19 protein-coding genes, 3 tRNA genes and 1 riboswitch are annotated in these 25,318 nt (G+C 53.4%); of the genes, 6 read left to right on the forward strand and 16 right to left on the reverse strand.

The features are described 5' to 3' along the window. Window position 1 precedes the first annotated feature (1 nt). The 8 genes from HCZ99_RS12105 to HCZ99_RS12140 all read right to left on the reverse strand — a co-directional run bounded on the left by HCZ99_RS12105 (window position 2) and on the right by HCZ99_RS12140 (window position 9,126). Entirely contained in the window at window positions 2-865 is an 864-nt protein-coding gene (locus tag HCZ99_RS12105) for an aminotransferase class IV (RefSeq protein ID WP_167447226.1), read from the reverse strand. Continuing rightward, a complete protein-coding gene (locus HCZ99_RS12110) occupies window positions 850-1,458 on the reverse strand; it encodes an anthranilate synthase component II (RefSeq protein ID WP_167447227.1) in 609 nt (202 codons plus the stop codon). Before HCZ99_RS12110 ends, HCZ99_RS12105 begins: the two co-directional genes overlap by 16 nt. Continuing rightward, the gene (gene pabB, locus HCZ99_RS12115; RefSeq protein ID WP_167447228.1) at window positions 1,455-2,843 is read right to left on the reverse strand and encodes an aminodeoxychorismate synthase component I; all 1,389 of its coding nucleotides are present in this window, start codon (window positions 2,841-2,843) and stop codon (window positions 1,455-1,457) included. The genes HCZ99_RS12110 and pabB overlap by 4 nt, the downstream gene beginning before the upstream one ends. Window positions 2,844-3,064: 221 nt before the next feature. After that, entirely contained in the window at window positions 3,065-5,731 is a 2,667-nt protein-coding gene (locus HCZ99_RS12120; protein WP_167447229.1) for a valine--tRNA ligase, read from the reverse strand. 91 nt (window positions 5,732-5,822) lie between these two features. Continuing rightward, window positions 5,823-6,485: a DUF2497 domain-containing protein gene (locus HCZ99_RS12125; RefSeq protein WP_368484256.1), complete on the reverse strand. Its 663-nt coding sequence runs from the start codon at window positions 6,483-6,485 to the stop codon at window positions 5,823-5,825. 94 nt (window positions 6,486-6,579) lie between these two features. Beyond that, window positions 6,580-7,932 carry a TolC family outer membrane protein gene (locus HCZ99_RS12130; RefSeq protein WP_167447230.1) on the reverse strand — a complete coding sequence of 451 codons (1,353 nt, stop codon included), beginning with the start codon at window positions 7,930-7,932 and terminating at the stop codon, window positions 6,580-6,582. 145 nt (window positions 7,933-8,077) lie between these two features. Then, a complete protein-coding gene (locus HCZ99_RS12135; protein WP_167447231.1) occupies window positions 8,078-8,401 on the reverse strand; it encodes a rhodanese-like domain-containing protein in 324 nt (107 codons plus the stop codon). A 71-nt stretch (window positions 8,402-8,472) separates the two neighbouring features. Beyond that, the gene (locus tag HCZ99_RS12140; RefSeq protein ID WP_167447232.1) at window positions 8,473-9,126 is read right to left on the reverse strand and encodes a protein-L-isoaspartate O-methyltransferase family protein; all 654 of its coding nucleotides are present in this window, start codon (window positions 9,124-9,126) and stop codon (window positions 8,473-8,475) included. Window positions 9,127-9,608: 482 nt separating this feature from the next. On the opposite strand from HCZ99_RS12140, the gene HCZ99_RS12145 reads away from it, so the two are divergent. From HCZ99_RS12145 to HCZ99_RS12170, 6 genes are all read left to right on the forward strand, one after another. Continuing rightward, window positions 9,609-12,053 carry a methyl-accepting chemotaxis protein gene (locus HCZ99_RS12145; protein WP_167447233.1) on the forward strand — a complete coding sequence of 815 codons (2,445 nt, stop codon included), beginning with the start codon at window positions 9,609-9,611 and terminating at the stop codon, window positions 12,051-12,053. A gap of 168 nt (window positions 12,054-12,221) precedes the next feature. Beyond that, window positions 12,222-12,295 (forward strand) — tRNA-Cys (locus tag HCZ99_RS12150). A 4-nt stretch (window positions 12,296-12,299) separates the two neighbouring features. Then, window positions 12,300-12,375, forward strand: a tRNA-Asn gene (locus tag HCZ99_RS12155). Window positions 12,376-12,848: 473 nt separating this feature from the next. Beyond that, window positions 12,849-12,924, forward strand: a tRNA-Asn gene (locus HCZ99_RS12160). A gap of 73 nt (window positions 12,925-12,997) precedes the next feature. After that, window positions 12,998-13,315 carry a hypothetical protein gene (locus HCZ99_RS12165; RefSeq protein ID WP_167447234.1) on the forward strand — a complete coding sequence of 106 codons (318 nt, stop codon included), beginning with the start codon at window positions 12,998-13,000 and terminating at the stop codon, window positions 13,313-13,315. Window positions 13,316-13,558: 243 nt separating this feature from the next. After that, window positions 13,559-16,249, forward strand: a complete 2,691-nt coding sequence (locus tag HCZ99_RS12170) for a bifunctional acetate--CoA ligase family protein/GNAT family N-acetyltransferase (protein ID WP_167447235.1) — start codon at window positions 13,559-13,561, stop codon at window positions 16,247-16,249. A gap of 101 nt (window positions 16,250-16,350) precedes the next feature. Here the strand turns inward: HCZ99_RS12170 and HCZ99_RS12175 are convergent, their stop codons facing one another. From HCZ99_RS12175 to HCZ99_RS12210, 8 genes are all read right to left on the reverse strand, one after another. Continuing rightward, window positions 16,351-16,779, reverse strand: coding sequence for a MerR family transcriptional regulator (locus HCZ99_RS12175; RefSeq protein WP_167447236.1), 429 nt, complete (start codon window positions 16,777-16,779; stop codon window positions 16,351-16,353). Window positions 16,780-16,943: 164 nt separating this feature from the next. After that, window positions 16,944-18,419 carry a right-handed parallel beta-helix repeat-containing protein gene (locus tag HCZ99_RS12180; RefSeq protein ID WP_167447237.1) on the reverse strand — a complete coding sequence of 492 codons (1,476 nt, stop codon included), beginning with the start codon at window positions 18,417-18,419 and terminating at the stop codon, window positions 16,944-16,946. Window positions 18,420-18,727: 308 nt separating this feature from the next. Next, window positions 18,728-21,037 (reverse strand): MFS transporter, encoded by a 2,310-nt coding sequence (locus tag HCZ99_RS20705; RefSeq protein ID WP_254869586.1) that lies wholly within the window; start codon window positions 21,035-21,037, stop codon window positions 18,728-18,730. Window positions 21,038-21,065: 28 nt separating this feature from the next. Next, window positions 21,066-21,902 carry an energy-coupling factor ABC transporter ATP-binding protein gene (locus HCZ99_RS12190; protein WP_167447238.1) on the reverse strand — a complete coding sequence of 279 codons (837 nt, stop codon included), beginning with the start codon at window positions 21,900-21,902 and terminating at the stop codon, window positions 21,066-21,068. Then, window positions 21,886-22,683 (reverse strand): cobalt ECF transporter T component CbiQ, encoded by a 798-nt coding sequence (cbiQ, locus tag HCZ99_RS12195; RefSeq protein WP_167447239.1) that lies wholly within the window; start codon window positions 22,681-22,683, stop codon window positions 21,886-21,888. Before cbiQ ends, HCZ99_RS12190 begins: the two co-directional genes overlap by 17 nt. Further along, window positions 22,680-23,351, reverse strand: coding sequence for a cobalt ABC transporter permease (locus HCZ99_RS12200; RefSeq protein ID WP_167447240.1), 672 nt, complete (start codon window positions 23,349-23,351; stop codon window positions 22,680-22,682). Before HCZ99_RS12200 ends, cbiQ begins: the two co-directional genes overlap by 4 nt. After that, the gene (gene cbiM, locus HCZ99_RS12205; RefSeq protein WP_167447241.1) at window positions 23,344-24,030 is read right to left on the reverse strand and encodes a cobalt transporter CbiM; all 687 of its coding nucleotides are present in this window, start codon (window positions 24,028-24,030) and stop codon (window positions 23,344-23,346) included. The genes HCZ99_RS12200 and cbiM overlap by 8 nt, the downstream gene beginning before the upstream one ends. Then, window positions 24,030-24,839, reverse strand: coding sequence for a DUF4198 domain-containing protein (locus tag HCZ99_RS12210; protein WP_167447242.1), 810 nt, complete (start codon window positions 24,837-24,839; stop codon window positions 24,030-24,032). Before HCZ99_RS12210 ends, cbiM begins: the two co-directional genes overlap by 1 nt. Window positions 24,840-25,002: 163 nt before the next feature. Beyond that, window positions 25,003-25,210, reverse strand: a riboswitch (cobalamin riboswitch). Window positions 25,211-25,318 lie beyond the last annotated feature (108 nt).

Consider the following 25,318-nt stretch of genomic DNA (forward strand, 5'->3'; position numbering starts at 1 on the left):
TCTAAAGCCACATACCATCGCATAGTTTTGCATCTACCATTTGGGATATTCTTGCGAATAAGGTATGTATTTCCGATGGGGCGCCGATTGGCTTACCGTCCAGCGTAGCCACCCGCCTTAATCCCTGCAACGCGTTGACCGTAAACAGAAAATCCATGTCGCCAAGTTCATCGGGTGACTTCGCTTCAAAACCAACATCAACTCTGTTGGCGCGCGCCAAATTAATCACAAATGTACGCGCCAAGCCGCACAAAATTCCGGTTGCGGCATCCGGCGTCCAAAGAACGCCGTCCTTAATACCAAACAGGTTGGCAATTGTGGTTTCGGCCACGGATCCATCCACCGACAGGATCAAGGCATCATCACCACCCGCCTGATCGGCTTCCTGTTTGGCGACGATATTATCAAGATAGTTCAGACTTTTGATTGTCCCTGCCACAGACCAGGGATTGCGGCGAATTTTTTGCGCTGTAATCAGCCGCAATCCGTCCGACGTTGCAGCCGGGGCAAAGGGCGCAACCGTAATCAATACCGTTGGTGTCGGTGTTTCTGGCGGTAACAAACCGCGTGGGCCACTGCCCCGTGACACCGATATTCGAACAACCGCACTGCTTAAATCTGCCTGCGTACAAAGCTTTGCGACAATCGCCGTAACATCTGCTTGGGCTGGCAACAGGTTTGCAGGCAGGCCAACCATATCGGCATGTTTGGCCAACCGTTCCATGTGCGCTGGCAGCCACGCGACCACACCGCGATGGGCACGCATGGTTTCAAAAAAGCCATCGCCCAGCAAAAAACCGCGATCGGTTACCGCAACAACCGCATCATCAGCATTTTGGTATTCACCGTTTAGCCAGACGTGCATGACTGCTCACCCTTTGCTTCCTTAAACGCTGCTGCCAGTTTAAGGAAATTGGCCAACAAGTCATGCCCCTGCTCTGTCAAAACGGCTTCTGGATGAAATTGCACGCCATAAATTGGCAGTGATGCATGGGCAAATGCCATCACTTCCCCCTCTGGCCCGGTGGCGGTCTGTTCCAGGGTTCCGTCACCAGGAAGATCGACGATTAACGAATGATACCGCGTCACCGACAATGGCTGCTTTAACCCGGCAAACAAGCCATCACCATCATGCTTAATATCAGATGTCATACCATGCACCGGACGTGATGCCCGGCGCACTTTGCCCCCAAAAGCCTGCGCAATCGATTGGTGCCCCAAACAGACACCCAGCATCGGAAAATCCCCCGCCAGATCACGGATCAGCGCAAGACTATTACCTGCCTCATCCGGTCCGCACGGTCCGGGGGAAAACACCAGGGCATCCGGGCCTAACGCCCGCACCATGTCGGCGGTAATCTCGTCATTTCGAACGACCTGAACATCTTGATCAAGCTCACGCAGGTAGCGCGCAAGATTGAACACGAACGAATCATAATTATCGATCAGCAGGATCATGGCGCAATCCCCAGTGCTTCAAACACTTTGGCCGCCTTGACCATGGTTTCGTCGTATTCATGCCCCGGCTCGCTATTGGCAACGATACCGCCGCCCACGTTAAAGGCCAGTTTGCCCTTATTCATGCAAATGGTTCGAATGGCGATGTTGGTGTCCATAGCACCATCAAACCCGATATAACCAATGGCGCCGCAATACGCACCGCGGGTGGTTTGCTCAAGTTCAGTGATGATTTCCATGGCACGTATTTTCGGTGCCCCGGTGATTGACCCGCCCGGAAAACACGCCGCCAAAAGATCAATCGCATTTGCGCCATCGGCAAGTTCACCAGTCACTGTCGACACCAAATGATGCACATTGGCATAGCTTTCCAGCGCACAAATTGCAGGCGTCTTCACCGAATGCGGCTGACACACTTTGGAAAGATCATTCCGCAAAAGATCAACAATCATAACGTTTTCTGCACGATCTTTTGCAGACCACATTAATTCTTGTGCAAGTTCCGCATCTTGAACCGGCATCTCGCCGCGCGGACGGGTTCCCTTGATCGGTCGGGTTTCAACATGCCCGTCTGTGACCTTTAAAAATCGTTCTGGTGAATTCGACAGAACCGCAACATCTCCGAAATTCAAAAACGCCCCGAACGGTGCCGAACTTACCGACGATAGACGCCGATACATCGCAAAACGTTGCGGGATATTATCGGCCGCGTATTCCGCCCGGAAACTTTGCGACAAGTTCGCCTGAAAAATATCGCCCGCATAAATGTAATCAATCACCGTCTGAACAGACTGCTGATAAGCATCCCGATCAAAGTTGGATGCCCACCCCATCACATCGGGCTGATGCGGAACATCGGGAATATCAGAAAGCGGCCGCGCCAATCGAAGATATTTGCGCATCATGGCCAACCGGACTGCCGCCCTGTGATCTCTTTCTTCCGGGGTCTGTTCAGGCATGCCGGTGGACACCAGCCACATCCGGCGCTGCTTTAAATCAAATGCAATCACCAGATCGTAAATGCCAACCGCCATATCGGGCATGTCCAGCCAATCTTGGCTGGCAACGGGCAGTTTTTCGGTCTGGCGGGCTAATTCATATCCGAAATAGCCAACAGCGCCGCCCTGAAACGGTGGCAGGTCATCACGGGGTTCTTGCTGATAGCGCGCCATAAGGTCGGCTAAAACGTCAAACGGATTGCCGGGTACGGGGAAACCATCCAGCTTCACCTGCCCGTTCTTTGCCGTCAGCTTATGGAACGGTGATACCGCGATATAGGAATACCGATCCCTGTCCCCGGAATCGAGGAACTGGCTGTCGGCATACGGCGCAAACGCACTGTAAGCATCGACCGGTTCAATAAAGGGGCATTCTTCAATCAACATGGGCAAAGCCGTCTTGCGCGGTGATGGGCCAAAGATCGACGCAGCGCCCGCTTTCGGGCGAACAGCGTCAACCATTTGCATAAGGTTGGCGACAATCTAAGCGATTCGGGATCATCACGGGGAAGATTTTTATCTGCCCCGACATGGCATTAATTTCGCCCAATAAAAAAGGGCCAACCACTTGGATTGACCCTTAATTTTAGTGCATTTTCGGCAACGGGTTACATTGCGGCAATACGTTCATAAGCTTCATTGAGTTTGGCAAGCGTATCTTTTGCTTCCTCAAGTTTGGCTTTTTCCGTTGCGACAATGTGATCCGGGGCGCGGCTGACGAAGTTTTCATTCGACAGCTTGCCTTCCTGACCCTTGATGTATTTGGCTTTGCCCTGGATTTCTTTTTCCAGACGGGACTTTTCCGCCGCCACATCAATGAAATCAGCAACCGAGACAAACACCGTCACACCGTCAACGACGGTCTGAATAGCACCCTTGGCAATGGCTTCGACGTCGCCCTGCCCTTTGAACGCGATATCAGCCACACGTGCCAGACGCTTAACTTGTGCTTCTTGGGCGGTAACGGCCGCCTTCATCGCATCGGTCGCATCCACCAGATAGATCGGAACTTCTGCCGACGGCGGCACATTCATTTCTGAACGCACACCACGGATATCCCCAATCAGACGGATCGACAGATCAACTTCTGCCTCGGCAGCGCGATCAATCAACGCGTCGGCAAATTTCGGATAGCTTTCTGACATCAGCATGTTGGCGCGATTGTCGGAAATCTTTTCCCAAAGTTCTTCAGTGATGAACGGCATGATCGGATGCAGGATCAACAAAATCTGGTCCAAAACCCACGCCGTTACAGCGCGAATTTCCGCCTTGGCTTCTTCGTCCTCACCCATCAGAACCGGCTTGGCCAGTTCCAGATACCAGTCACAGAACGCGCCCCAAACAAACTGATAGGCGCTGCTTGCAGCATCGTTAAAGCGATAGGTTTCAATGCCCGTCGCAACCGATTTGGACGCTTCAACCGTTTTCCCAACAATCCAACGACCCAAGGTCGATTTCACATTGGCCGGATCAAAACCATCAACCGGTTTGCATTCATTCATCTCGGCAAAGCGGGCTGCATTCCAAAGCTTGGTCGCGAAGTTGCGATAGCCTTCGACACGGGATGCGGCAAGTTTGATGTCACGACCCTGTGCGGCAAGTGCCGTCAGGGTAAAGCGCAATGCATCACAGCCATATTCGTCGATGATCTCCAATGGATCGATGACGTTGCCCTTGGATTTGGACATTTTCTGGCCGTGTTCATCGCGCACCAGCGCATGGATATAGATATCCTTGAACGGGATTTTACCGTCCATGAAGTGCATACCCATCATGATCATCCGGGCAACCCAGAAGAAGATGATGTCAAAACCGGTCACCAACACGTCACCCGGATAATATTTATCCAGTTCCGGGGTCTGTTCAGGCCAGCCAAGTGTTGAATACGGCCACAATGCCGACGAGAACCACGTATCAAGAACGTCGGTTTCCTGGGTCAGTTCAACGTCTTTGCCGTAATGGGCTTTGGCGGCTGCAATGGCTTCTTCTTCGGTTTCTTCAACAAAGAACTCACCATCCGGGCCGAACCATGCCGGGATGCGATGTCCCCACCACAGCTGGCGTGAAATACACCACGGCTGAATGTTGCGCATCCACTCGAAATAGGTGTTTTCCCAGTTTTTGGGCACAAAGCGAATACGACCATCTTCAACGGCTTCGGTGGCTGGTTTTGCCAGAACTTCGGCGTTCACAAACCACTGGTCGGTCAGATACGGCTCGATGACGACGTTCGAACGGTCGCCATACGGCACCATATGAACGGTGTCTTCGATTTTCTCAAGCAGGCCAAGCTCGTCCATCTTGGCAACAAGAAGCTTACGTGCCTCAAACCGGTCAAGGCCGCGATATTCTTCGGGTGCTTCGTCGTTGATGCGCGCATGGTCATCAAGAATGTTGATCTTTTCCAGACCTGCACGTTTGCCGACTTCAAAGTCATTGAAATCATGGGCCGGGGTAATTTTAACCGCACCCGATCCTTTTTCCGGATCGGCATATTCATCGGCAACGATTTTAATCCGACGGCCAACAATCGGCAGGATGCAATATTTTCCAACAAGGTCTTTGTACCGCTCATCTTCGGGATGAACAGCAACACCGGTATCACCCAGCATGGTTTCCGGGCGCGTCGTCGCAACGGTGATGAACTCACCCTCACGGCCTTCGATCGGATACTTAAAGTGCCAGTAATGACCTTTAACTTCTTTCTGAACGACTTCAAGATCGGAAATCGCGGTCAAAAGTTTCGGATCCCAGTTGACCAAGCGCTTATCGCGGTAAATCAGGTCCTGTTTGTGCAACGTCACGAAAACTTTGCGAACAGCGGCTGAAAGCCCCTCGTCCATGGTGAACCGTTCGCGGTCCCAATCCGGGGATGCGCCAAGGCGCCGCAGTTGGTTGGTGATCGTACCGCCCGACTGCTCTTTCCATTCCCAGACTTTTTCGACAAACTTTTCGCGGCCCAAATCATGGCGCGTAACGTTCTGTTCGCCAAGCTGGCGTTCGACAACCATCTGGGTTGCGATGCCGGCGTGGTCGGTACCGGGCTGCCACAGGGTATCCTTGCCGTTCATACGGTTATACCGCACAAGAATGTCCTGAAGCGTAAAGGTCAGCGCATGCCCCATATGGAGGCTGCCGGTCACGTTGGGCGGCGGCATCATGATGACATAGGGATCGGCCTTTGACGGCGTGTCACAGGCAAATGCCCCTGACTGTTCCCATTTTTTATAAAGCCTGTCTTCAACTTCGGCCGGGCTGTAGGTCTTCTCCAACATGGTCTTTTGTCCGCTGCGGGTTTTCATCAATCTTAAAAGAAAAAAGCGGCGCACCGTGGGGCGCGCCGCTTAAATTCGAATGTCGGCTCGCCTACAGGTCTTCGGCGCGGCTCACAATCCGCTCGATTTCCTTTTTCACAAGGCGTTCGATCATATAGGGCAGGTTTTCGTCAAGCCATTCCTTAAGAAGCGGGCGCAACATATCGCGCACCAAATCTTCAAGGGTAATGTGGCCAGCATTCAGGCCAAGGGCAACTGCGCGTTTCTTTGCAACAGCTTGCGCCAGTTCCGAAATCGTCCCGGTCGCAGATGATTCCGTCATATTGGAAATAAGCGGCTCTTCATCTTCTTCGTCGTCATAGACAGCCGGGATAGCCGGTTCTGGCTCTGGTGCTGGCTCTTCAAATTCGTCTTCAATCGGCTCTGGTGCCGGTTCTTCCTCAAGCGGAGTCTCATCGAAATCGAGCATATCGTCGAGCTCAAGCTCTTCTTCAGGCTCGTCAAGTTCCAGCTCTTCGGGTTCTTCGTCGAACTCAAGCTCTTCTGGCTCTTCATCAAGAACGAGTTCGTCGATTTCTTCCTCAGGTTCCGGCTCCGGCGCGGGGGCCGGTTCGGGCTCGGGTTCTGGTTCCGGCTCTGGCGCTGGTTCAGGCGCGGGTTCCTGCTTTTTCTCTTCATCGCCTTCATCAGCAAGAATTTTGCGGATGGACTGGAGGATATCCTCCATTGAAGGTTCTTGTTGCCCGTCACTCATAATTAAACTTCCGCACTAGTGTCATTACCCAGACCAACCCGTCCCCTGTTTTGGGATGGAATACGGTTCATATTCCATCCCAATGTCTAACAGGTCAGTCGGTTCCCCACCACTGGTCCTTGACTTTATTATAGTTGGACTCAGTGTCGTATACTTCCACTGGAAGGCCAAGAACCTGCGCATTCAATGCGCCCATCGCGGCCTTTACCTGAAACTCTGCCACCGCCGCATCACGACGCGATCCGACAAGGTTCACACGTGCCTGCAACAGTTCCTGTTCCTGATCAAGAACATCAAGAACGGTACGCGACCCAACAGAAGCTTCACGCTGCACACCGTCAAGTGCGACTTCCGCGGACGAAACCTGTGCCTGTTGTGATTCGATACTTGCACGTGCCGTTACAAGGGTTTCCCAAGCGCTGGTGGCATTTTCGATCACGGCACGGCGTGCTTCATCAACCTGAATGCGCGCCTGTCCTGCCGTTTCCTTTGCCGCCCGAACCGAAGAATACACCGCACCCTGCTGATAAAGCGGGACCGAAACCGATGCGATGATATCCGCACTGTCGGTGGTCATATCTTCGTTCGATGCTTCATGCGTACGGTCAACACCGGCCGAAAGCTTAACTTCCGGATACAAGGATCCTTCGTTCACACGAATATCGGATCTTGCGGCTTGTTCGGTATACATCGCCTGCAAAACTTCCGGATGTTGATCCTGGGCAATTGCCAAAACGTCGGCAATGCTGGTCGGCAAACCGATAAGCGGGTTCGGAATTTCAAGATTGGCGGGCGGATTACCCACCAGTCGTTCGTATTGCGCCCGCGTATTGGCCAACGCACCCTGTGCTGAAATCAGGTCGGCTTTCGACCCGGCAAGGCGTGCTTCGGCCTGCGAAACGTCCGTACGGGTGACTTCACCCACTTCGAAACGATCACTGGTCGCCTGAAGCTGACGGTCAAGAACACGCGTGTTGTTCTGATTAAGCTCAACAACAGCCATATCGCGCAGCACATTGAAATACGCCGTTGCGACGTTCAACAATACATCCTGCTCGGTCTCGCGAAGGGCCGCACGTTGCGCCAAAACCCGCGCTTCTGCACGATCTGTCTGGGCAACAGTTCTGCCACCGCGATAGATCGGCTGCGTCACATTAAGACCAACGGTATAAGGTGTAAGGCTGTTATCGGTATCAACACCATTTACCTCGGTGCTGTTTTCACGGAATCCCGCGTCACCATTCAAGGTAACACTCGGACGCCAGTTTGACAGAGCCTGCGAAATTTCTTCATCGGTCGAACGCAATGCGGCACGACCGGCTTCAAGTGTCGGGTTGCTCTGGTATGCCTTAATAAGAGCGTCCTCAAGGCTTTCTGCAGAAGCACCTTGGGCAACCAATCCGCCGGTTGCCAGTATACTGCAGGTCAGCAAGAACCGTTTTATCATTTATCTACCCTTGTAAAATCCTACACCAAGTCCCGACCCCGGCGCAGTTTCACGTATGGTAACGACGGAACGAAAATTTTCCAACAAAAGAGGCATTTGCACTTAAAAAAAAGTCATCAGCCTATTTTCACCATCGTCGCGACCATCAATCATAGCGCGTCATATCTGGTTCCACTTCAAGCGCCCAGATATCTATACCGCCCGTAACATTAAAAACATCTTTAAATCCGCATTGTTCAAGAAGCATCCCCGCATGGCGACTGCGAACGCCATGATGACAAATCACCGCAAGCGGCAATTCTGGGCTTAACTCCCCGACCCTGCCATGCAATTCCGATAATGGAATATGCCGGGCACGATCAATCATGCAGATTTCGACTTCCCAATCTTCACGTACGTCCAACAAGGCCAAAGGCTGCGTTCCCGAAAGACTGGCAGCAAGTTCTCGACAACTGATGTCTCGGACCATTCTTTAAACCTGTTACACCATACGCAAAGAAGAAGATGCCCGACCAAAAGCCGGGCATTTCGAACCGAAAATCAGAACACAAAGCTTTCGCTTGGTTCAAATCCCGGAAGATACGGAATGTTGGCATCGAACAAATCGCGATGACCAATAACGCCGTTCTCACGTTCGTACAAACGTGCGATCCCGACTTTTCCTTCCTCACGGATAACCGCCAAAAGACGACCACCTTCTGAAACCTGCTCAAGCACAGCCGCCGGTACTTCCGTCACTGCGCCATCAAACACAATCACATTATATGGGGCTTGCTTGGCATAGCCCTGGGCCAAATCACCTTCGACGACAATCACGTTATCGTAATTGACACTCTGGAAGGTGGCTTCGGCCGCAGCCGTCATGTCCTTGTCGCTTTCAACAGCAACAACCGTCTCAGCAACGCGCGACAAAAGTGCCGCGCCATAACCGTAACCGGCACCAATAATAAGGGCGACATCCGTTTCGGCAATTTCGGCGCTCTGCATCAGGCGCGCGATAACCATCGGCTCCATTGCATATCGGCCGCCGCCAACAGGAATATCTTCGTCTACATAGGCAACGCCGCGTTTTGCTTCGGGCAGGAACAGTTCGCGTGGAACTTCCTCCATCGCAGCGATGACCAAGGGGTCGGTAACCTTGTTGGTCCGAACCTGATTTTCCACCATGTTATGGCGCGCGATTTGGTAATCCATGTTTATCTGACCTGAAAGTTCTCGCGAGAAAAACACCGCAGCCATCTTCATTGTCCCCAAAGGCGCCTGCGATCATTGCCCTGTTTATAGTCAGCACATAAGCACCTGACAACATCCGATCAATGGCAAAGCGTTAAATGCGCAATAAAAACGACAATATACCCCCACCCCAACGCGCCTGACGTTCATTCGAGGACCTCAATTTCAAAAAACCGGCTTGTAACGCGTGGCGCAAAAATCAGCACATCTCCCCTGCTGCATCCATAAAGTGTGATGCAAAATATAGCATTGTCAGTCTTGTAAAGCGTTTGGAAGGCAACAACATGACCAACTGAGCGCAACCTTGGGGTTTATTGCGCCGACCCTATTAACCAAAGGGAACTCGGGATTTTCAGCCAATAGAGAGCATAAGCTTAGAAAACCGTTCAGTTGATCTATTGAACCGCCTAGACGGAAGATGATTAGTAAGGGGCATCCAAACCATGCGTGACAATGGTCCGGTGACAAACCGCGAAGTCGTAATGAAGGACAAGGATATCCTTGTTTCCGGGACAGATACCGGGGGTCGCATCAGATTTACGAATAAATCCTTCGTCGATATCAGTGGCTTCACCGAAGATGAATTAATCGACTCTCCGCATAACCTTGTGCGTCACCCCGATATGCCAAAGGAAGCATTCGCCAACCTTTGGGAAACCATCAAGGCTGGCCTTCCATGGCAAGGTTTTGTCAAAAACCGCGCCAAAAATGGCGATCATTATTGGGTGCGGGCCAACGTCACCCCCGTTATCAATGACGGCACCGTTGAAGGATATGTTTCCATTCGCACAAAACCGTCTGAGGCGGAAAAACAACGTGCAGAACACGTCTATGCGGACCTTCGCAACGGCAAGGCACAAAATATCGGCCTCGAACAAGGCGAGATTATCGCAACCGGCCCCGCCGCAAAGTTCTCTAATTTCTTTTCTAGTATTAAAGGCAGCCTCGCCCTTGCATTCGGCGCTTTGGTTCTGCTCATCCTGATCATCGGCCTTTACGGTCTTTGGGGGGAATACAAAACCGAAAAGTCACTGATTAACCTGTATGAACAGCGTGTTCGCCCGCTTAATATGCTGAAACAAATTTCGGACGATTATGCGATCACGATCGTCGACGCGACCCACAAAGTCCGAAACGGCAACTTCACGTGGCAGCAAGGCATTGAAAACCTTGGCACCGCCCAAAACCGCATTGCCGAAAACCTGACCAAGTACCTTTCCCATGACATGGGCCCAAAAGAAAAACCAATCGTTGCGGAAATCCAGCAGATTCTACCTGCTGCAGATGCGCTGGTTGCCCGCCTTAAAACAATCTTTGAAAACGAAGACACCGCTGCCCTAGAAGCTGTGATTCGCGACGAGCTTTATCAAACAATTGATCCCATGACGGGACTTATTGGCAACCTGTCGGTTCTTCAGAACGAATTGGCCGAAAAAAATATTGAGGTAGCAAAAGCAAGCTTTGTCTTCACCGCTATTTTTCAAGCCGTCCTCATCACGCTCGCAATCGCCTTTGGCATATTATTTACCGCCTTGATGGTCCGAAAGCTCCGTCGTCCTCTTGCGGCGATGGAAGTGCACTTTGATGCCATTGCCCGCTCAGACACCACCCACGTCATTGACCTTCCGAAAATCCCGGACTTTAAACCCGCGACCCAGCAGCTCCGTGCTTTGCATGCAAAAATTTGTTACGCCAAGCTTGAGCGCGAAGAGAACGAGCTAAGAGCGAACTCTCAACGTGTGGGTGCGCTGCGCGGTCTTGCCGAAACCGTCGAAAAAGAACTGCAACGCGTGGTGCAATCCATTATTGATCAGACACGCCGCCTAAATGATTCAGCCAGCGACATGGCGGGATCGTCTGAACGTGTCTCGCACAACTCCGAAAGTGTGGCCGCCGCCGCCCACGAAGCTTTGGCAAATGCTGAAACCGTTTCTGGCGCGTCCGAAGAACTCGCTGCCTCCATCCGCGAGATCACCCGCCAAATTGAAGAAGCCACCACTCTTACCGCTGAGGCAAATCAGGCAGGTGAAACCGCCGAAACAACCGTAAGCTCGCTTAAAGACAGTGTTGACCGCATCGGCGAGGTTGCCGAGCTGATTGGCGACATTGCCGCCCAAACCAACCTTCTTGCGTTAAACGCCACAATCGAAGCTGCACGCGCCGGTGACGCGGGCAAGGGTTTTGCTGTCGTCGCACAAGAGGTCAAAAACCTGGCCAACCAAACGGCCAAATCAACCGATGAAATCACCCGTCAACTCGGTGAAATTCAAAATGTCACCGGCTCTGTGGTTTCTACGGTACAGCAGATGACCGAAAGCATTCGCCGCGTTGACGAAGTCGCATCCAACGTCGCGGTTAATGTCCGTCAACAAGATGACGCAACGCAGGAAATTGCCCGCAACGTCGTCCAAACAGCCGAAGCATCCAACGAAGTAACCGAAAAAATCGGCAATGTGGCCAGCGAAGCCGAGGACAATCTGGCACGTTCGGCAGAAATGAACAAAATCGCAGAAGAAGTTGATGTCAGCATTGCAGAACTTCGTGAAACGCTTGTTCGAATCGTCCGCACGGCAACACCGGAAGTCAACCGCCGCGGCGACCCACGCTTTGACGTTCAGCTTCCTGTGACGCTGACCATTGGCAGCACGTCGATTAAAGGCGAGACGATTGACCTTTCAAAAGGTGGCACGAAAGTAAACCTTACCGACGAAATCCCGAAAGGCGCGAAAGGCCAAATTAAAATCGAAGGCCCGAACGTTACCCTTCCGTTCGAAGCCGAAAACGTGCTGAGCACCATCGCCAATCTTGATTTTGGTCCGAACACCGAACGCGAAGAAAAACTTGGACCTTGGCTAAAACAGCGTTTTGGCGACAAAGCCACGGCGTAAACCACAACCGTCACGCAATATGACGCAGCCTTTCAAACCGTCCGGGATTGCTTTCCGGGCGGTTTTTCGTGTTTTGGGTATAAAATCAACACGCTGGTCAAAAAATGTCGAATTGGGTGCTTGACGGGTCAGGTTCTATAGGGCTATACACCCGCCAGCCAACGCGAAGGCGCGATGGCGGAGTGGTTACGCAGAGGACTGCAAATCCTTGCACGCCGGTTCGATTCCGGCTCGCGCCTCCACTGATCCGGCATAGCTCAGTTGGTAGAGCAAATGACTGTTAATCATTGGGTCGCAGGTTCGAGTCCTGCTGCCGGAGCCAAAAAACCCTGGAACTTTGTTCCGGGGTTTTTTGCTTTTTGGCCCAAACAAACAACAGCCGACAAAATCAAATCCCACAGGACCAAATCCGGTCGCCTCGACTTTATCCGCCACCATAATATCGGTTTGCAGGAATAGTTCGGCACGCACATACCTTTAAAGTGGGCTTTGCATTCGTCATGACGTTGGCGATGCCCCTCACCGCCTGATTTTGCCAACGATCGCATCACAATCGTTTCGCAACCCAACCCCATTTTCGACCGACCGCATTTAAAGCCCAAACCTAGTAAAGCGTAATCCCCCTCAACCACACTTCCACATATAAACGTCAACGGATTAACCCCAACGCGCCAGACACTTGAAAATTCTCGAAAACTCAAAAAATTGGTCATTTTTTCGCAAAAAAGGTCTTGCGGGGTTTCAGTGGTTTGATTATACACCTGCCACGCGCTTCGAACGGGGCGCACTACCTGATCCGGCATAGCTCAGTTGGTAGAGCAAATGACTGTTAATCATTGGGTCGCAGGTTCGAGTCCTGCTGCCGGAGCCAATTTAAAAGGGGCCGAACATTTTGTTCGGTCCCTTTTGCTTTTAGCCCTCCTGACTGTTGAAGGCCCACCATCATGAAAACAGCGAAAATCGAATTGCGTGAAGTCAAACTCGGCACGTTGTCTGGTGCCAGTCAGGGCTGGTTGATTATCGGTGAAGATGACGTCATTCACGGAATGGCCCACCCGATTGATGGCGACCTGTTTACCATTTCATCGACGACCGATCCGCGCATTCAGGCATTTGGCTGGTGCCCGATGTTTGACAGCCTCGCCCACATTCAGAACGATCTTGAAATCGCCCTGGCGATGAAAAGTGCGGCCGAAGTCGAAGAATGGCTCGAACAATCCGAACGCTATGACGATGACAGCCATCAGGGCCACCTGCACTAACCTGCACGACCACGTCTATGCTTTTGAGACGCGGCGAAGCGGTGCTTTGCACATAAGTTATGTGACACTTGCATAAAAACTTCGCCGCCTCAGTGCTTTATTGATGCAAAGCAAATCAATATAATTTGGCCTGACATACCATCCCGCAGCTGTAAGAATGGTGTTGGACGCTATCACGTCAACCTTGCACGTGATATCTACTGACGCATCGAACCGGCCCAGACATAACGCGGGAACACGGCCATGAGCACGATCAACCTCGACCATCTTTTCAAACCAAAATCCGTCGCCGTCATTGGTGCTTCGAACCGTCCACAATCCGTCGGACAGGTGATGATGCGCAACCTTCTGGCGGGCGGCTTCAAAGGGCCGATCATGCCCGTCAATCCGCACAGCGAGTCAATTGGCGGCGTATTGGCCTACCCCACCGTTGACAGCCTGCCGGTCACGCCAGAGCTTGCGGTCATTTGCGTGCCGCCAAAGGCGGTTGTACCGACCATGGAATGCCTTGCGGAAAAAGGATGCCTTGCCGCCATCGTTTTAACAGCAGGCCTTGGCGCAGAAGCCTATGACGACACGCGCTCGGTCAAGCAAGCAATGCTCGACATCGCAGCAGCTCATAAAATGCGCTTATTGGGACCAAACTGTCTTGGCCTTATGGTGCCGGGCATCGGCCTCAACGCCAGCTTTAGCCACCAAAGCATCGAAAACGGTAAAATCGCCTTTGTCTCGCAATCGGGTGCGCTCTGCACGGCTGTACTTGACTGGGCAGCGGCCCGCGGGATCGGCTTCTCGCACTTCATCTCCCTGGGCGAATGTGACGACGTCGATTTTGGCGATGTGATTGACTATCTTGGTTCTGATCCGCAGACCCGCGCGATCATGCTCTATATCGAATCCATTCACGAACGCCGCAGCTTTATCTCTGCTGCGCGCGCCGCATCGCGCAACAAACCAATCCTCTGCATTAAATCCGGTCGCTTTGCCGAGGGTGCCGCCGCCGCCGCGTCCCATACCGGCGCGCTGGCCGGGGCCGATGATGTATTTGATGCTGCTATCAAACGTGCCGGCGTGCTGCGCGTTTACACTGTCAGCGAAATGTTCTCTGCTGCCGAAACACTGTCGCGTATGCGTCCGTTCCGTGGTGACAAGCTTGGTATTGTGACCAATGGTGGCGGTATCGGGGTTTTGGCGGTTGATGCCCTGATCGAACGTAACGGCCATCTGGCAGAATTAAGCGACGATACCATTGGCGCCCTGAACAAGGTCCTGCCAACCACATGGTCGCATTCCAACCCGGTCGATATTATCGGGGATGCACCCGGTGACCGCTACGCCAAGACGATTGATTGCGTTTTAAAAGACAACAATATCGACAGCCTGCTGGTCATGCACGCCCCAACCGCGATCACCGATCCGGTCGAAGTTGCCCAGGGCGTGATTGACGTCATTAAAACCAGCAAGAAAAACATCCTGACCAACTGGGTCGGTGAAGCCACGGTGGCCGAAGCACGCAACATGTTCTATGCCGCAGGTATTCCGACCTATCGCACGCCGGAAAACGCCGTGGCTGCGTTCCAGCACATGGTCAATTACCGCAAATTACAAGACCTGCTGATGGAAACGCCGCCATCGATGCCACGCGATTTCACCCCGCAGATCGACAAAGCGCGCGAAATCATTCACACCGCCATTCATGCTGGCCGTGACATGCTCACCGAACCCGAAGCCAAGGCGGTTCTGGAATGCTATGGCATCCCAACGGTGAAAACATTGGCCGCAAGCTCTGTCGACGAAGCGGTGCGCATTGCCGATGAGATTGGCTATCCGGTGGCGCTTAAAATCCTGTCTGATGACATCAGCCATAAGTCAGATATCGGTGGCGTTGCCCTTAACCTTGATAGCGCCGATGAAGTCAAAAATGCCGCCACCAAGATGCTGCGCAATGTCGAAAAGGTCTATCCCGATGCCCGGGTGCGCGGCTTTACCGTTCAGGAAATGGTCAAACGGTCCGGCGCACGCGAACTGATTGTCGGCATGACCACGGACCCGATTTTCGGTCCGGTGATCTTGTTCGGCCATGGCGGGGTTGAGGTCGAAGTCGTGCGTGACCGTGCGATGGCCTTGCCACCCTTAAACATGAAGCTCGCCCGCGAACTTGTTGAAAGCACACGGATTTACAACCTTCTCAAAGGCTACCGTGATGTGCCGCCGGTCAATCTTGAAGACCTCTATATGACGCTGGTCAAGCTTTCACAGCTTGTGGTGCATCTTGGCGAAGTGCTTGAACTTGATATGAACCCGCTTCTTGCTGACAAGGATGGCGTGATCGCCCTTGATGCCCGCATCAAGGTCACCCCAAAAGTCATCAGCGACGATAAACGCCTGGCCATTCATCCTTATCCGCGCCACCTGAAAAAGGAACTGGTGCTGGATGATGGCACCACCTATTTGCTGCGCCCGATCAAACCCGAAGATGAACCGGCCCACTACCAGTTCATGTCCAAACTGACCCCTGAAGACATTCATTTCAGGTTCTTCGGATCTGTGCGCGAATTGCCGCATTCGGAAATGGCCCGACAGACCCAGCTTGATTATGACCGTGACATGGCCTTTCTTGCCATCGTACCAAGCGGTCCTGAACAAGGCCAAATCCACGGCATGGTGCAGGTGGTGATTGACCCGAACAATGAACATGCCGAATACGCTGTCATGGTTCGGTCCGACATTAAGGGACGCGGCCTTGGCCGGGTTCTGATGGAACAAATGATCGAATTCTGCCGCCGCAAAGGCACAGAAACCTTCATCGGTCAGGTCCTGCCCAATAATCGGCGCATGCTGACCTTGTGCGAAAAACTCGGCTTTAGCCGCAAATACCTCGCCGACGAAGAAGTCTTCGAAGTCACCCTGCCCTTGCAGCGCGACCCGGACTAAATGAACCTCGACCAAACACAAAAGCCCGGCAATCCTGCCGGGCTTTTTGCGTATTATGTTTTATCACGGGCGCGAGGATGCCGTTTTGCAGGCTTGGCTTTCTAAGACACCAACTTGCTGCGGATATCGGCCAGTGCCTTTTCCGGATCGATGCCCTTTTCGTTCAGCGTCTGAACTGCTTCGCTTTCGATCTGGCGCAATTCACCAAGGGTCGTTTGCACGTCTTCAAGCTGTTGTTCCAACTCGGAAATGCGACGGCGACCAACCAGCATTAAGTGCGCAAGCTGTTCGGTTCGGGTACGATCCGCGTCATAAAGGTCGATATATTCCTTGATGTCTTCTAGTGAAAACCCAAGGCGTTTTCCGCGCAACACAAGCATCAAGCGCGCACGATCACGGTAATTATACACACGCGTCGCACCGGCACGCTGGGGTGCCAAAAGACCCTTGGTTTCGTAAAAACGGATTGCGCGCGGGGTGATGTCGAACTCTTCGGCCAGCTCGGTAATACTGTAAAGTTTATCGTTCATGATTTTTCTTGTTTGTTAAATGCGATATCGCACCATCGCAACATTCAGACAGGTCAGTCAATATATTTACGCTAACGTCACCATAAACCATCCCTATCGCAAGCTGACGACAACGTCGTAAAACCACCTACCCATGCCCTACCCGCATCAAAACATTGGTGTTTTTAAATCAGACTTCGAATGTAGTCCAAATCCGTCGGCACAAAATCTGGCCCCATAAATTGCCGTCCGCTGGTGATTGCACCGGGCCAACGGTCTGCCGGGCTTGTCCAAACCGTCCCATCTGGCATCGGGATCGCAAAATCCGCCTCATAAGGCACCTGATAGGCGCTGCGCAGGTTAAACCGCCCGGCTAAGCCGCTCTCGAACAACGGTGTTTGCGCCGGCCGTGGATCGTGAAGCACGTCTGGATAGCGATCAAAAACGGCGGGATAGGTCGGATGATTTGCCAGATCGCCGGAAAATGTAACGGGTAAAGGCGGTACTGCCGACAGGCGCAAGCCATCTGCATCCCCGAAAAACGGCTGATCTGCTGGCATAAAGTCAGTTGGCAATGTCGATGGATCGGCGTGTTCGATTGCGTTACGCGCATTGATCAGGCCGCGTGTGGTACCCTTTTTGATGTATTTCTGACGCAGGAAAAAGCTGTTGTGAAAACAGGCGGAAACAAAGTCTGGCTGCGGCACTGAGCCGCCCTTGCCCAGCTTAAACACAGCCCCACCATTATACTCATCGCCTTCTGGTCCTGGGCGGCTATCGAACCAGCAGATATTACCAAAATAGTACCAAAAACCGCCACGCACCCCATCCTGCGAGAACAGCTTGTGGCAGTTATAAAACCGGTTTCGCCCGATCCACCAGCCAACAGCGGTTGCTTCTGGCTCGACCGGATTATCGCGTATATAGCTGAAACTATTATCAAAAATTCGGACGTCTCGGTTAAATGTGCCGATGGGGGCGCTTAGATTCTCCGATGAGACATCCATGCGAATACCGTTATAGCAATCGCGAATATCATTGCGCGCAATCAGGACATTTCCGCTGATGTCATCGGCGCCGAAAAACGCGCCATTCAGATATCGAAACGGTGCCTTTCCATCCGGGTGACGGTCGCCGTCATGGATGTCATCCCACCGAATGCCCCGCCACATGGTTTCATCCTGCACCCAACGACATTGCGTGATTTCAATGGCTTGGGTCGCCATACCTGTTGCATAGAATGCATAGGTGCCGTCGGTGATATCTAGCCCGGCAAAGGAAAGAGCATGGCTGTTTTCGATATAAATCGCACTTGGCCACGACCGGCTGATCGACAGGTTTTCAATCCGGATATGAGCGACATTGATCAACTGAAAAGATGCGAAACGATCGCGGCCGGGATTATTCGCTGAAACTGAATAATCGGGGTTATTATTCGATGTGACCCGCACCCCGGTTTCACCCCGCAGAATGATCGGCGCGTCTTCGCAGCCAATGCGCGGGAATACCAATGGCGCGCAAAGGGTGTAATCACCGGCAATAAGACGGATCAGGTCACCGGGCATGCTTTCGCAGACGGCCTGCTGAAGGCTTTTTGTCGGACGCAGGGCTGCATCAATCCAGCATTCCTGCGCGTTTGGCGACACATATACAATCCTCATACAATATCCTTTTCCGCGCAAAAGCCTCTGATTTTGCTCGCACGATAGCGCAAAACCGAAAAATGCAAAATGTGCCGATGAAATCGTCGGTTAAAATCCGATTGTGAACCGTGATCGACGCAGCAGGCATCGTAGTTGTGATCATCGGTTTTCAGATGGGGTGGTTCAGAGGAATCTGTCAGATGAATTTGGGTGCGGCACAGCTTTGGTGGTGGGAGCATCTTTTGGGTCTGACGCAGACTTTTGCGAGCTGCCTGTGTTTGGGAGCTGATCCGCTATCGTTTTTACCGATTGCGGGCTTGTTAGAGCTAGACCTGATCGCCGCTTTCGACGGGCCATCGGCTGTGGTGGCTGTCGATAACGAAACGGTGCTGATGGGTCACGGGGGGATGGAAATGCTTGTGGCGATGGCGTGGATCGTCGGTTGCATGGTCGTGGGCGTGATCTGCGGCTTTGGCGGTGGATATTGCCGATGATTCTTGATGCGGGGCATTAAGAGTATGTGCGGTCGCATGTGTGCTGTCGGGGGCACGGCCATCAGCATCAGCATCAGCATCAGCATCAGGATCGACATGACCGTGGCTGTGGTGCGGGTCGGTGTGATCGTGCGGGTGGTCGTGCCAAAATCCCGGGTGGCTGTGATGAATGACCGTTGGATCGTTCGCAGGCCACGCGCGCAGGGCCAAAGCACCGCCGAACAGGGCCAAGCCGCCCGATACCCAAAAGGCCACGGATAGATCAAGCAAGCCACCGACCCAACCCACCACAGCATAGGCTACAAGCCAGCCGCCGTGCGATAGCGCGAAATTGGCGGCAAAGAACGCCGATCTGTCGCCCGGGGCAGCAGAGCGTTGCACGAGCCGACCGCCCGGGGTTTGGGCAAATGTCGTCCCCGCGCCGGCAATGGCCCAAAGGGCAGCATAAAACAGCACGCTTAAGACGTTCTGGCTGCGACCCGATGCGGTTTTTGGGCGTGCTTCTTTGAGTTGATCCAATGCAGATGTTTGGTCTGCTTCCTCAGCGCGATCCGACCCGGGTGTTGGGTATGTGGTAGCGGGATAATCCGATGCGGCGTTGCTGGAGGCAGCTTTGGCTTGGTCCAATGTGGATGTTTGGTCTGCGGCCTCAGCGCGGTCCGATCCGGGCGTTAGGTATGTGGCAGCGTGATAATCCGATGCGGCGTTTTGGTGTGCAGCGTCGGTTTGATCCAATGTGGATGTTTGGTCCTCGGTCCCAGTGCGATCCGGTCCGGGTTTTAGGAATGGCGCAGCGGTGTGGTCCGGTGCGGCGTTTTGCGATGCGGCAGCGGGCCGATAGAGCGCGGATTTTGCGTCCGTGAATGCAGTGCGATCCGATACCGGTTTTAGGTATGCGGGCGCTGGATGATCAGATGGCGATTTTTGGGATGCGGCAGTGGGGGAAACCGATTCTGCGTTTTGGGATGCGGTTTCGGGGTGATCGGATGAGGGTTTTAGATATGCTTCGGCCGCGTGATCTAATGCCAGTTGTAGGTGCGAGGCGGCGGGCTGACCTTGGGCAATCTCCCGTGCTGATCCCAAGGTGGCAGCGTGGTCTTGGTTGGTGTTTGGGTGTTCGTTGAGGTCAGAAACGAGATTGTGGTCGGAACGTACATTGCGATTAGAAGCGTGTTTTAGGTCGAAACTTTGGTTTTGGCTGGTGACGCCGTTTAAGTCCACATGTGGGCCAAGCTCGGTCATGGATGCCGTGCCGCCGATCAGCATCGCCAAAGCGGCGAGGAAGACACCTGAGAGCATCAAGCGGCGTTCGCCGAGGCGGTCAATGATCCGGGGGATTAGGAAGGCGGCGATCATGGACCCTGCCCCGGCACAGGCCAGAAAGGCGGTTGTCATCATGTCACTGCCGCCCAAGACCGACTGGGTGAGGACAACCGTGTTGACGATGATCATGGCGCCAACACATGACACCGCGAAATAAACCGCCAACAGCCCACGCAGGCGCGGCGTTTTAAGATAGGCCACGACCCCAAACAGCGTGTTTTCATAAATCCCGCCCACCCGATCAGTTTGGGCAGGTTTTGGAATGGTGGCGGTCACGATCAGGATGGCTGAGAGCAGAAACGTTACGCCGTTAACCAAGAACAAGCTGTCAAATTGCCAGACAAACAGCAAAACCGCGGCCAAGGCCGGGCTGGCAAGGTTTTCAAGATCATAGGCAAACCGGGCATATGAAAGGCCCTTGGTGTAAGTTTCTTCATCGTCGAGCAGTTCGGGAATGATCGCCTGAAACACCGGGGTAAAAGCCGCCGACGCAGCATTGATGACAAACACCAACACGAAAATCTGCCAGATTTGGTCAACAAATGGCAAACACAAGACGATCGCCGCGCGCACAACATCCAATGCCACCAGATAAATCCGGCGTGGTACGCGATGGGCCAGACCACCGGCAACGGGGGCGATCAGAAGATAAGCGACCATTTTAAAGGTCAGCACAGAACCCAGCACCAGACCGGCATTCTGCCCGGCCAGATCATAAGCCAAAAGCGACAGCGCAACCGTTGTCAGCCCCGTCCCGACCAAGGATGTGATCTGTGCGCCGAAGAGATGGCGAAAGGCTGAAACGGAAAACGGTGACATGGCTTAAACCGTTAAATGAGGATGCTGGTCATGCTTGTCCGGCGACCGGGCTGATGTCGGGTCTGGTATTGGGTTTTGGAACCGCCCCCGGATTGGCAGAGGACTTTACGCTGGCGCTGGCGCTGGCATCGGCGTTGTCCGGAGCGTTTGCATCAGGGTTGGCTTCCATCACCTCGGCCTTGGCGCGTTCCGCGGCACTGCATTTTTTGGCCGGGCGCGTCGATAAGATGCCGCCGCGCAATTCAAGTGTGCGGGTGGCGAGTTTGCGCCGGAAATGCGGATCGTGGGAAATCAGGATCATGGCCTGTGGCAGGCCGAGCAAGATGTCTTCGAGGCGTTCGAGGTTTTCTTCGTCAAGCGCGTTGGTTGGTTCATCGAGCAGCAAAACATCCGGGCGCATTGCCAAAACAGCAGCGACCGAGACCAAGCGTTTTTCACCGCCCGAGAGTTCATGGGTGATGCGATCACGCAAATGGCGCAGATGGAGTTGATCAAGCACCTCGTCCACGATGGCCAAGGCTTCGTCCCGGCTGGCACCAAGATTAAGCGGGCCAAAGGCGATGTCTTCGACCACGGTTGGACAAAATAGCTGATCATCAGGGTCCTGAACAATGAAGCCGACCCGGCAGCGCAATTCGTGAAAATCCGCCTCGGAGACGCAGACCTTGCCAAAAGCAGATACACGTCCGGAATGCGGTTTGATCAGGCCAACCAAAATGCGCAAAAGCGTACTTTTCCCGGCCCCGTTTGGCCCGGTGATAAACAGGCGTTCGTCGGCATTTAGGGACAGGTTCACGCGATCAAGGACCTTTTGCCCGGATCGGTAGCCATACGAAATGTCGTTGAGGTCAATAAGCGAAGACATACATGCGATCCAAAAGGACAAAGGCGAAAATAAGTGCAACAAAGCCGACGCCAAACAGGACGTCGCGCGATTTAAATTCCAAATGATCAATCATCGGGAAATGGCCACTAAAACCACGGCATTTCATCGCATCAAGCACGCGTTCGGCCCGTTCAAGCGAGCGTACAAGCAGCATCCCGAAAAGATAGCCAAACGAGCGATAGGTATGAAACGTATTGCGGGCGCGAAACCCGCGCAGCTTCATCGCCATGCGCAGACGGTGATATTCATCATGCAGCACCGAAATATAGCGCACGGTAAACATCATCAAATGCACCAACGCCGCCGGGCATTTTAAACGATATAGCGTATGGCCCAAGGCCACCGGCGACAGGCCAGAGAGCAAACACAGCATCATCAAGACGACCGCATTGGCCCGCACCCCGATCAAAACCGCATGCATCAGGCCTTCTTTGCTGGCATCGGCACCAAACAGGGAAAACATCGGGGTGCCGGGTGTTGTAAAGGGCAACATCACCAGCATCACGATGATAAACCCATCCATCGCCGCCATGCGTTTTAAGGTCAAACGCAGCGGGAGGTCGGTCAGAAAGACAGTGCCAAAGGCGACAAGAAACGCGCCAAAAGCAAATTCCACCTGATGCAAAGCCACCACCATGATGGCAAACAGGCCTGCCGCAACCACGCGCACACGCGGATCAAATGATCCGACAAAAGACGGCGCGGTGCCGCTGCTTGCCTGTGCGCCCAGTGGTTGGTCATGCCCGAAAAGGTGGCTCATGCGTGTTTATCTTTGGCTCTTAGACGACGTGCTGCGATGTAAAACGCAATCCCGAAGAAGCCAAATATATAGCCAATCGCCCCAAGAATCGATTGAAGATCGTTCTTTTCCTTATAGGCGGCAATTTCGCGACGCAGCGGGCGCACTTCGTCGCGCACGATGGCGGCAATCGTGGCTTCTTCTTGCGCGGTCAGGGCCACGTGTCCTGTGCTTGGTGCTGAGCTTGTTTCTGCCCCCTGCTCAGTCTCAGTCATCGAGGGGGTTGCATTTACATCGCCTGCAACAGCACCGTTGTCAGTTTTCGGTGTGGCTGGCTGTGTGGTTTGAGGATTGGTCAAGACTGAGGACATTTCGGAAATGTCGAAAACGACCTTGGCAATATGGCCCGCCCCAAGATCGGCGCGAAACACATGATTGACCATCTTGGTTGGGGGATAGACGAAGAAACCATCTTCGTCTGTTTTTGCCTCGCCAAGTTTGGTGCCGTCCTCGTCAAAGACTTGGACAAGGGTGTTGGCGGCCATATCGCCGTTCGAAAAGCCAATTTCGCCTTCGATATTTGTGCCGCTGGCGAACACCGATGCGATGACCTTGTGCGCCTGGGCCGGTCCGCACACCGCACCGAGCAAAAGAACTGCCAGTGCAAAGAAGGCCCCAAGCTTAGCCATTGCTGGCCTCGTGCGCGGTTGTTGCGGTTTGAGGGGAAGCAGGCGCGTCAAATGCCGGTTCATGGGCAATATCGGCCGTATCCGTGCGCAGCAATTCTGGTTTGGCTTTGCAAATCAGGAAAACGGCAGCGGCTGAAATCAGGCCTTCGATGATCATGATCGGGATATGGGCAAAGAATACCAGCTTGGCGGCGGGTATGAACCCCTCGCCGCTGAGGCCCAATGAAATCGCGACAAAAATGGTTGTGACCGCAATTGATGCCGCCCCGGCAATGCCGCCCCAGATGGCGGCGACTTTGGGCGTGCTTCGCGCGACCAAACCGCGGAAGGTCAAACCAATCAGCACCGCCGGCATGGCGATATTGACGGTGTTGACCCCCAACACCGTCAAGCCGCCAAAGCCAAAGAAGACCGCCTGAAGCAGCAGGCCGACAAACAAGGCCGGAAACGCCGCCCAGCCCAGCACAAGACCGGCAAGGCCACTCATGATCAGATGCACACTTGTCGGCCCGACGGGCACATGGATAAGGGATGCAACAAAGAATGTTGCCGACAGGACACCGGTTGCCGGAATTTTATCGATTGGCAGTTTGCGCAGACCAAGGCCAAGCCCCGCGACCGCAATAACCCCACCACCAATCAAAACTTCTGGGGCCAGTGCCCCGTCGACGATATGCATTATTCTGTTCCTACACCCAGATCATAGGCGCGCACCCAAAGGACGGCGTCCTGTGACAGTTCTTTGCCTTCATATTCAGTATCAGGACCGCTGCCAAGCGCAGCAAAGCCCCAAAAACCGGCCTTAGGAATGCCAAACGTAAAGTAGCCGTTGTCATCAGACACCGCGACAAGCGCGCCACCGGGCATCGGCGATGCGGTCGGCTGTTGCGGTGCGTTTTTGGCCATATCCGGTTCGGCGGCCATATATTCGATTTCAATTTCAATCCCGGCGGCCGGTTTGCCATCGGTCAAAACCCGACCGGTAAAGGTCGAACCAGTTACAATATTGGTCGGACGGTTGAGCGGCAGAATTTCAGTTTTCAGCCCCTGCGGTTCCATCCAATCGGTCGGGATTTCATTGCGGTTAACGTACGATTTGGTGATCTGCTGGATATAGATATCTTCGCTTTGTTCATAGTAAGGTTCAGGCACGACCACCATGACGTAATCGCCACTGCGTTTAAGCGTCAGGGTGCCTTCAAAGGCCTTACCACTATTCTCAGCGCCGTTGAACACAATCGGCGAAAGCGTTGATTTCAAATCCATTTTTTCGCCGCGATGAATGGCATAAAATTCACGTGGCGGAGCCATATCCATGACATGTCCGTTTTCAAACGGATGCCAAAAGATCAGTTTAACCGTCTGATCGCCCGCCTTGCTGACATTGACATCGGGCGTATAGGCCAACTGAAAATGCGCCTGCGCAGATCCAGAAGCCAACAAACTACAGACGGCTGCAACAGCAAGCCTTTTTGGTATTTTAAACATGGTATCGTCTCTTCCTTAAACGACGTGCGCGGGCATTGCCCAAACACACAGGGTCAGAGAACGATAGGATGGCTGGAAGCAGATACCGGGATCGATCAAGAAACCGCATTCCCCTGCAACCTGACGCTCACCCCGGCGTCCAACAGTTTGGCACCGGCCGATATGCGGCTGGCGGTCTAAGGCAGGTCTCCTGGCTTACGGTTTTAAGAACATTACGCCTTCCCGGCCAAAACCAGTGGCATGTGTAATATTCAAGACCGCTTACAGTTGCGGGGGCAGCCGTGGCATTGTCAGGGGTTTGACCCGAAACGCACCACGTTCCCTTTTAAGTCGATCTGATAAGGACCGACACCAAAGACAGCGCCATAATCCATCGGCGGTGTTGGGGTGTCAACCATTACCATTCATACGTTTCGATATTTCGTCATACCAGCATGGGAACAGTGACAGCCCCCTCGACGTTCGGGGATGCCAAGATT

The organism is Thalassospira lucentensis, assembly GCF_011806425.1.
Classification (GTDB): domain Bacteria; phylum Pseudomonadota; class Alphaproteobacteria; order Rhodospirillales; family Thalassospiraceae; genus Thalassospira; species Thalassospira lucentensis_B.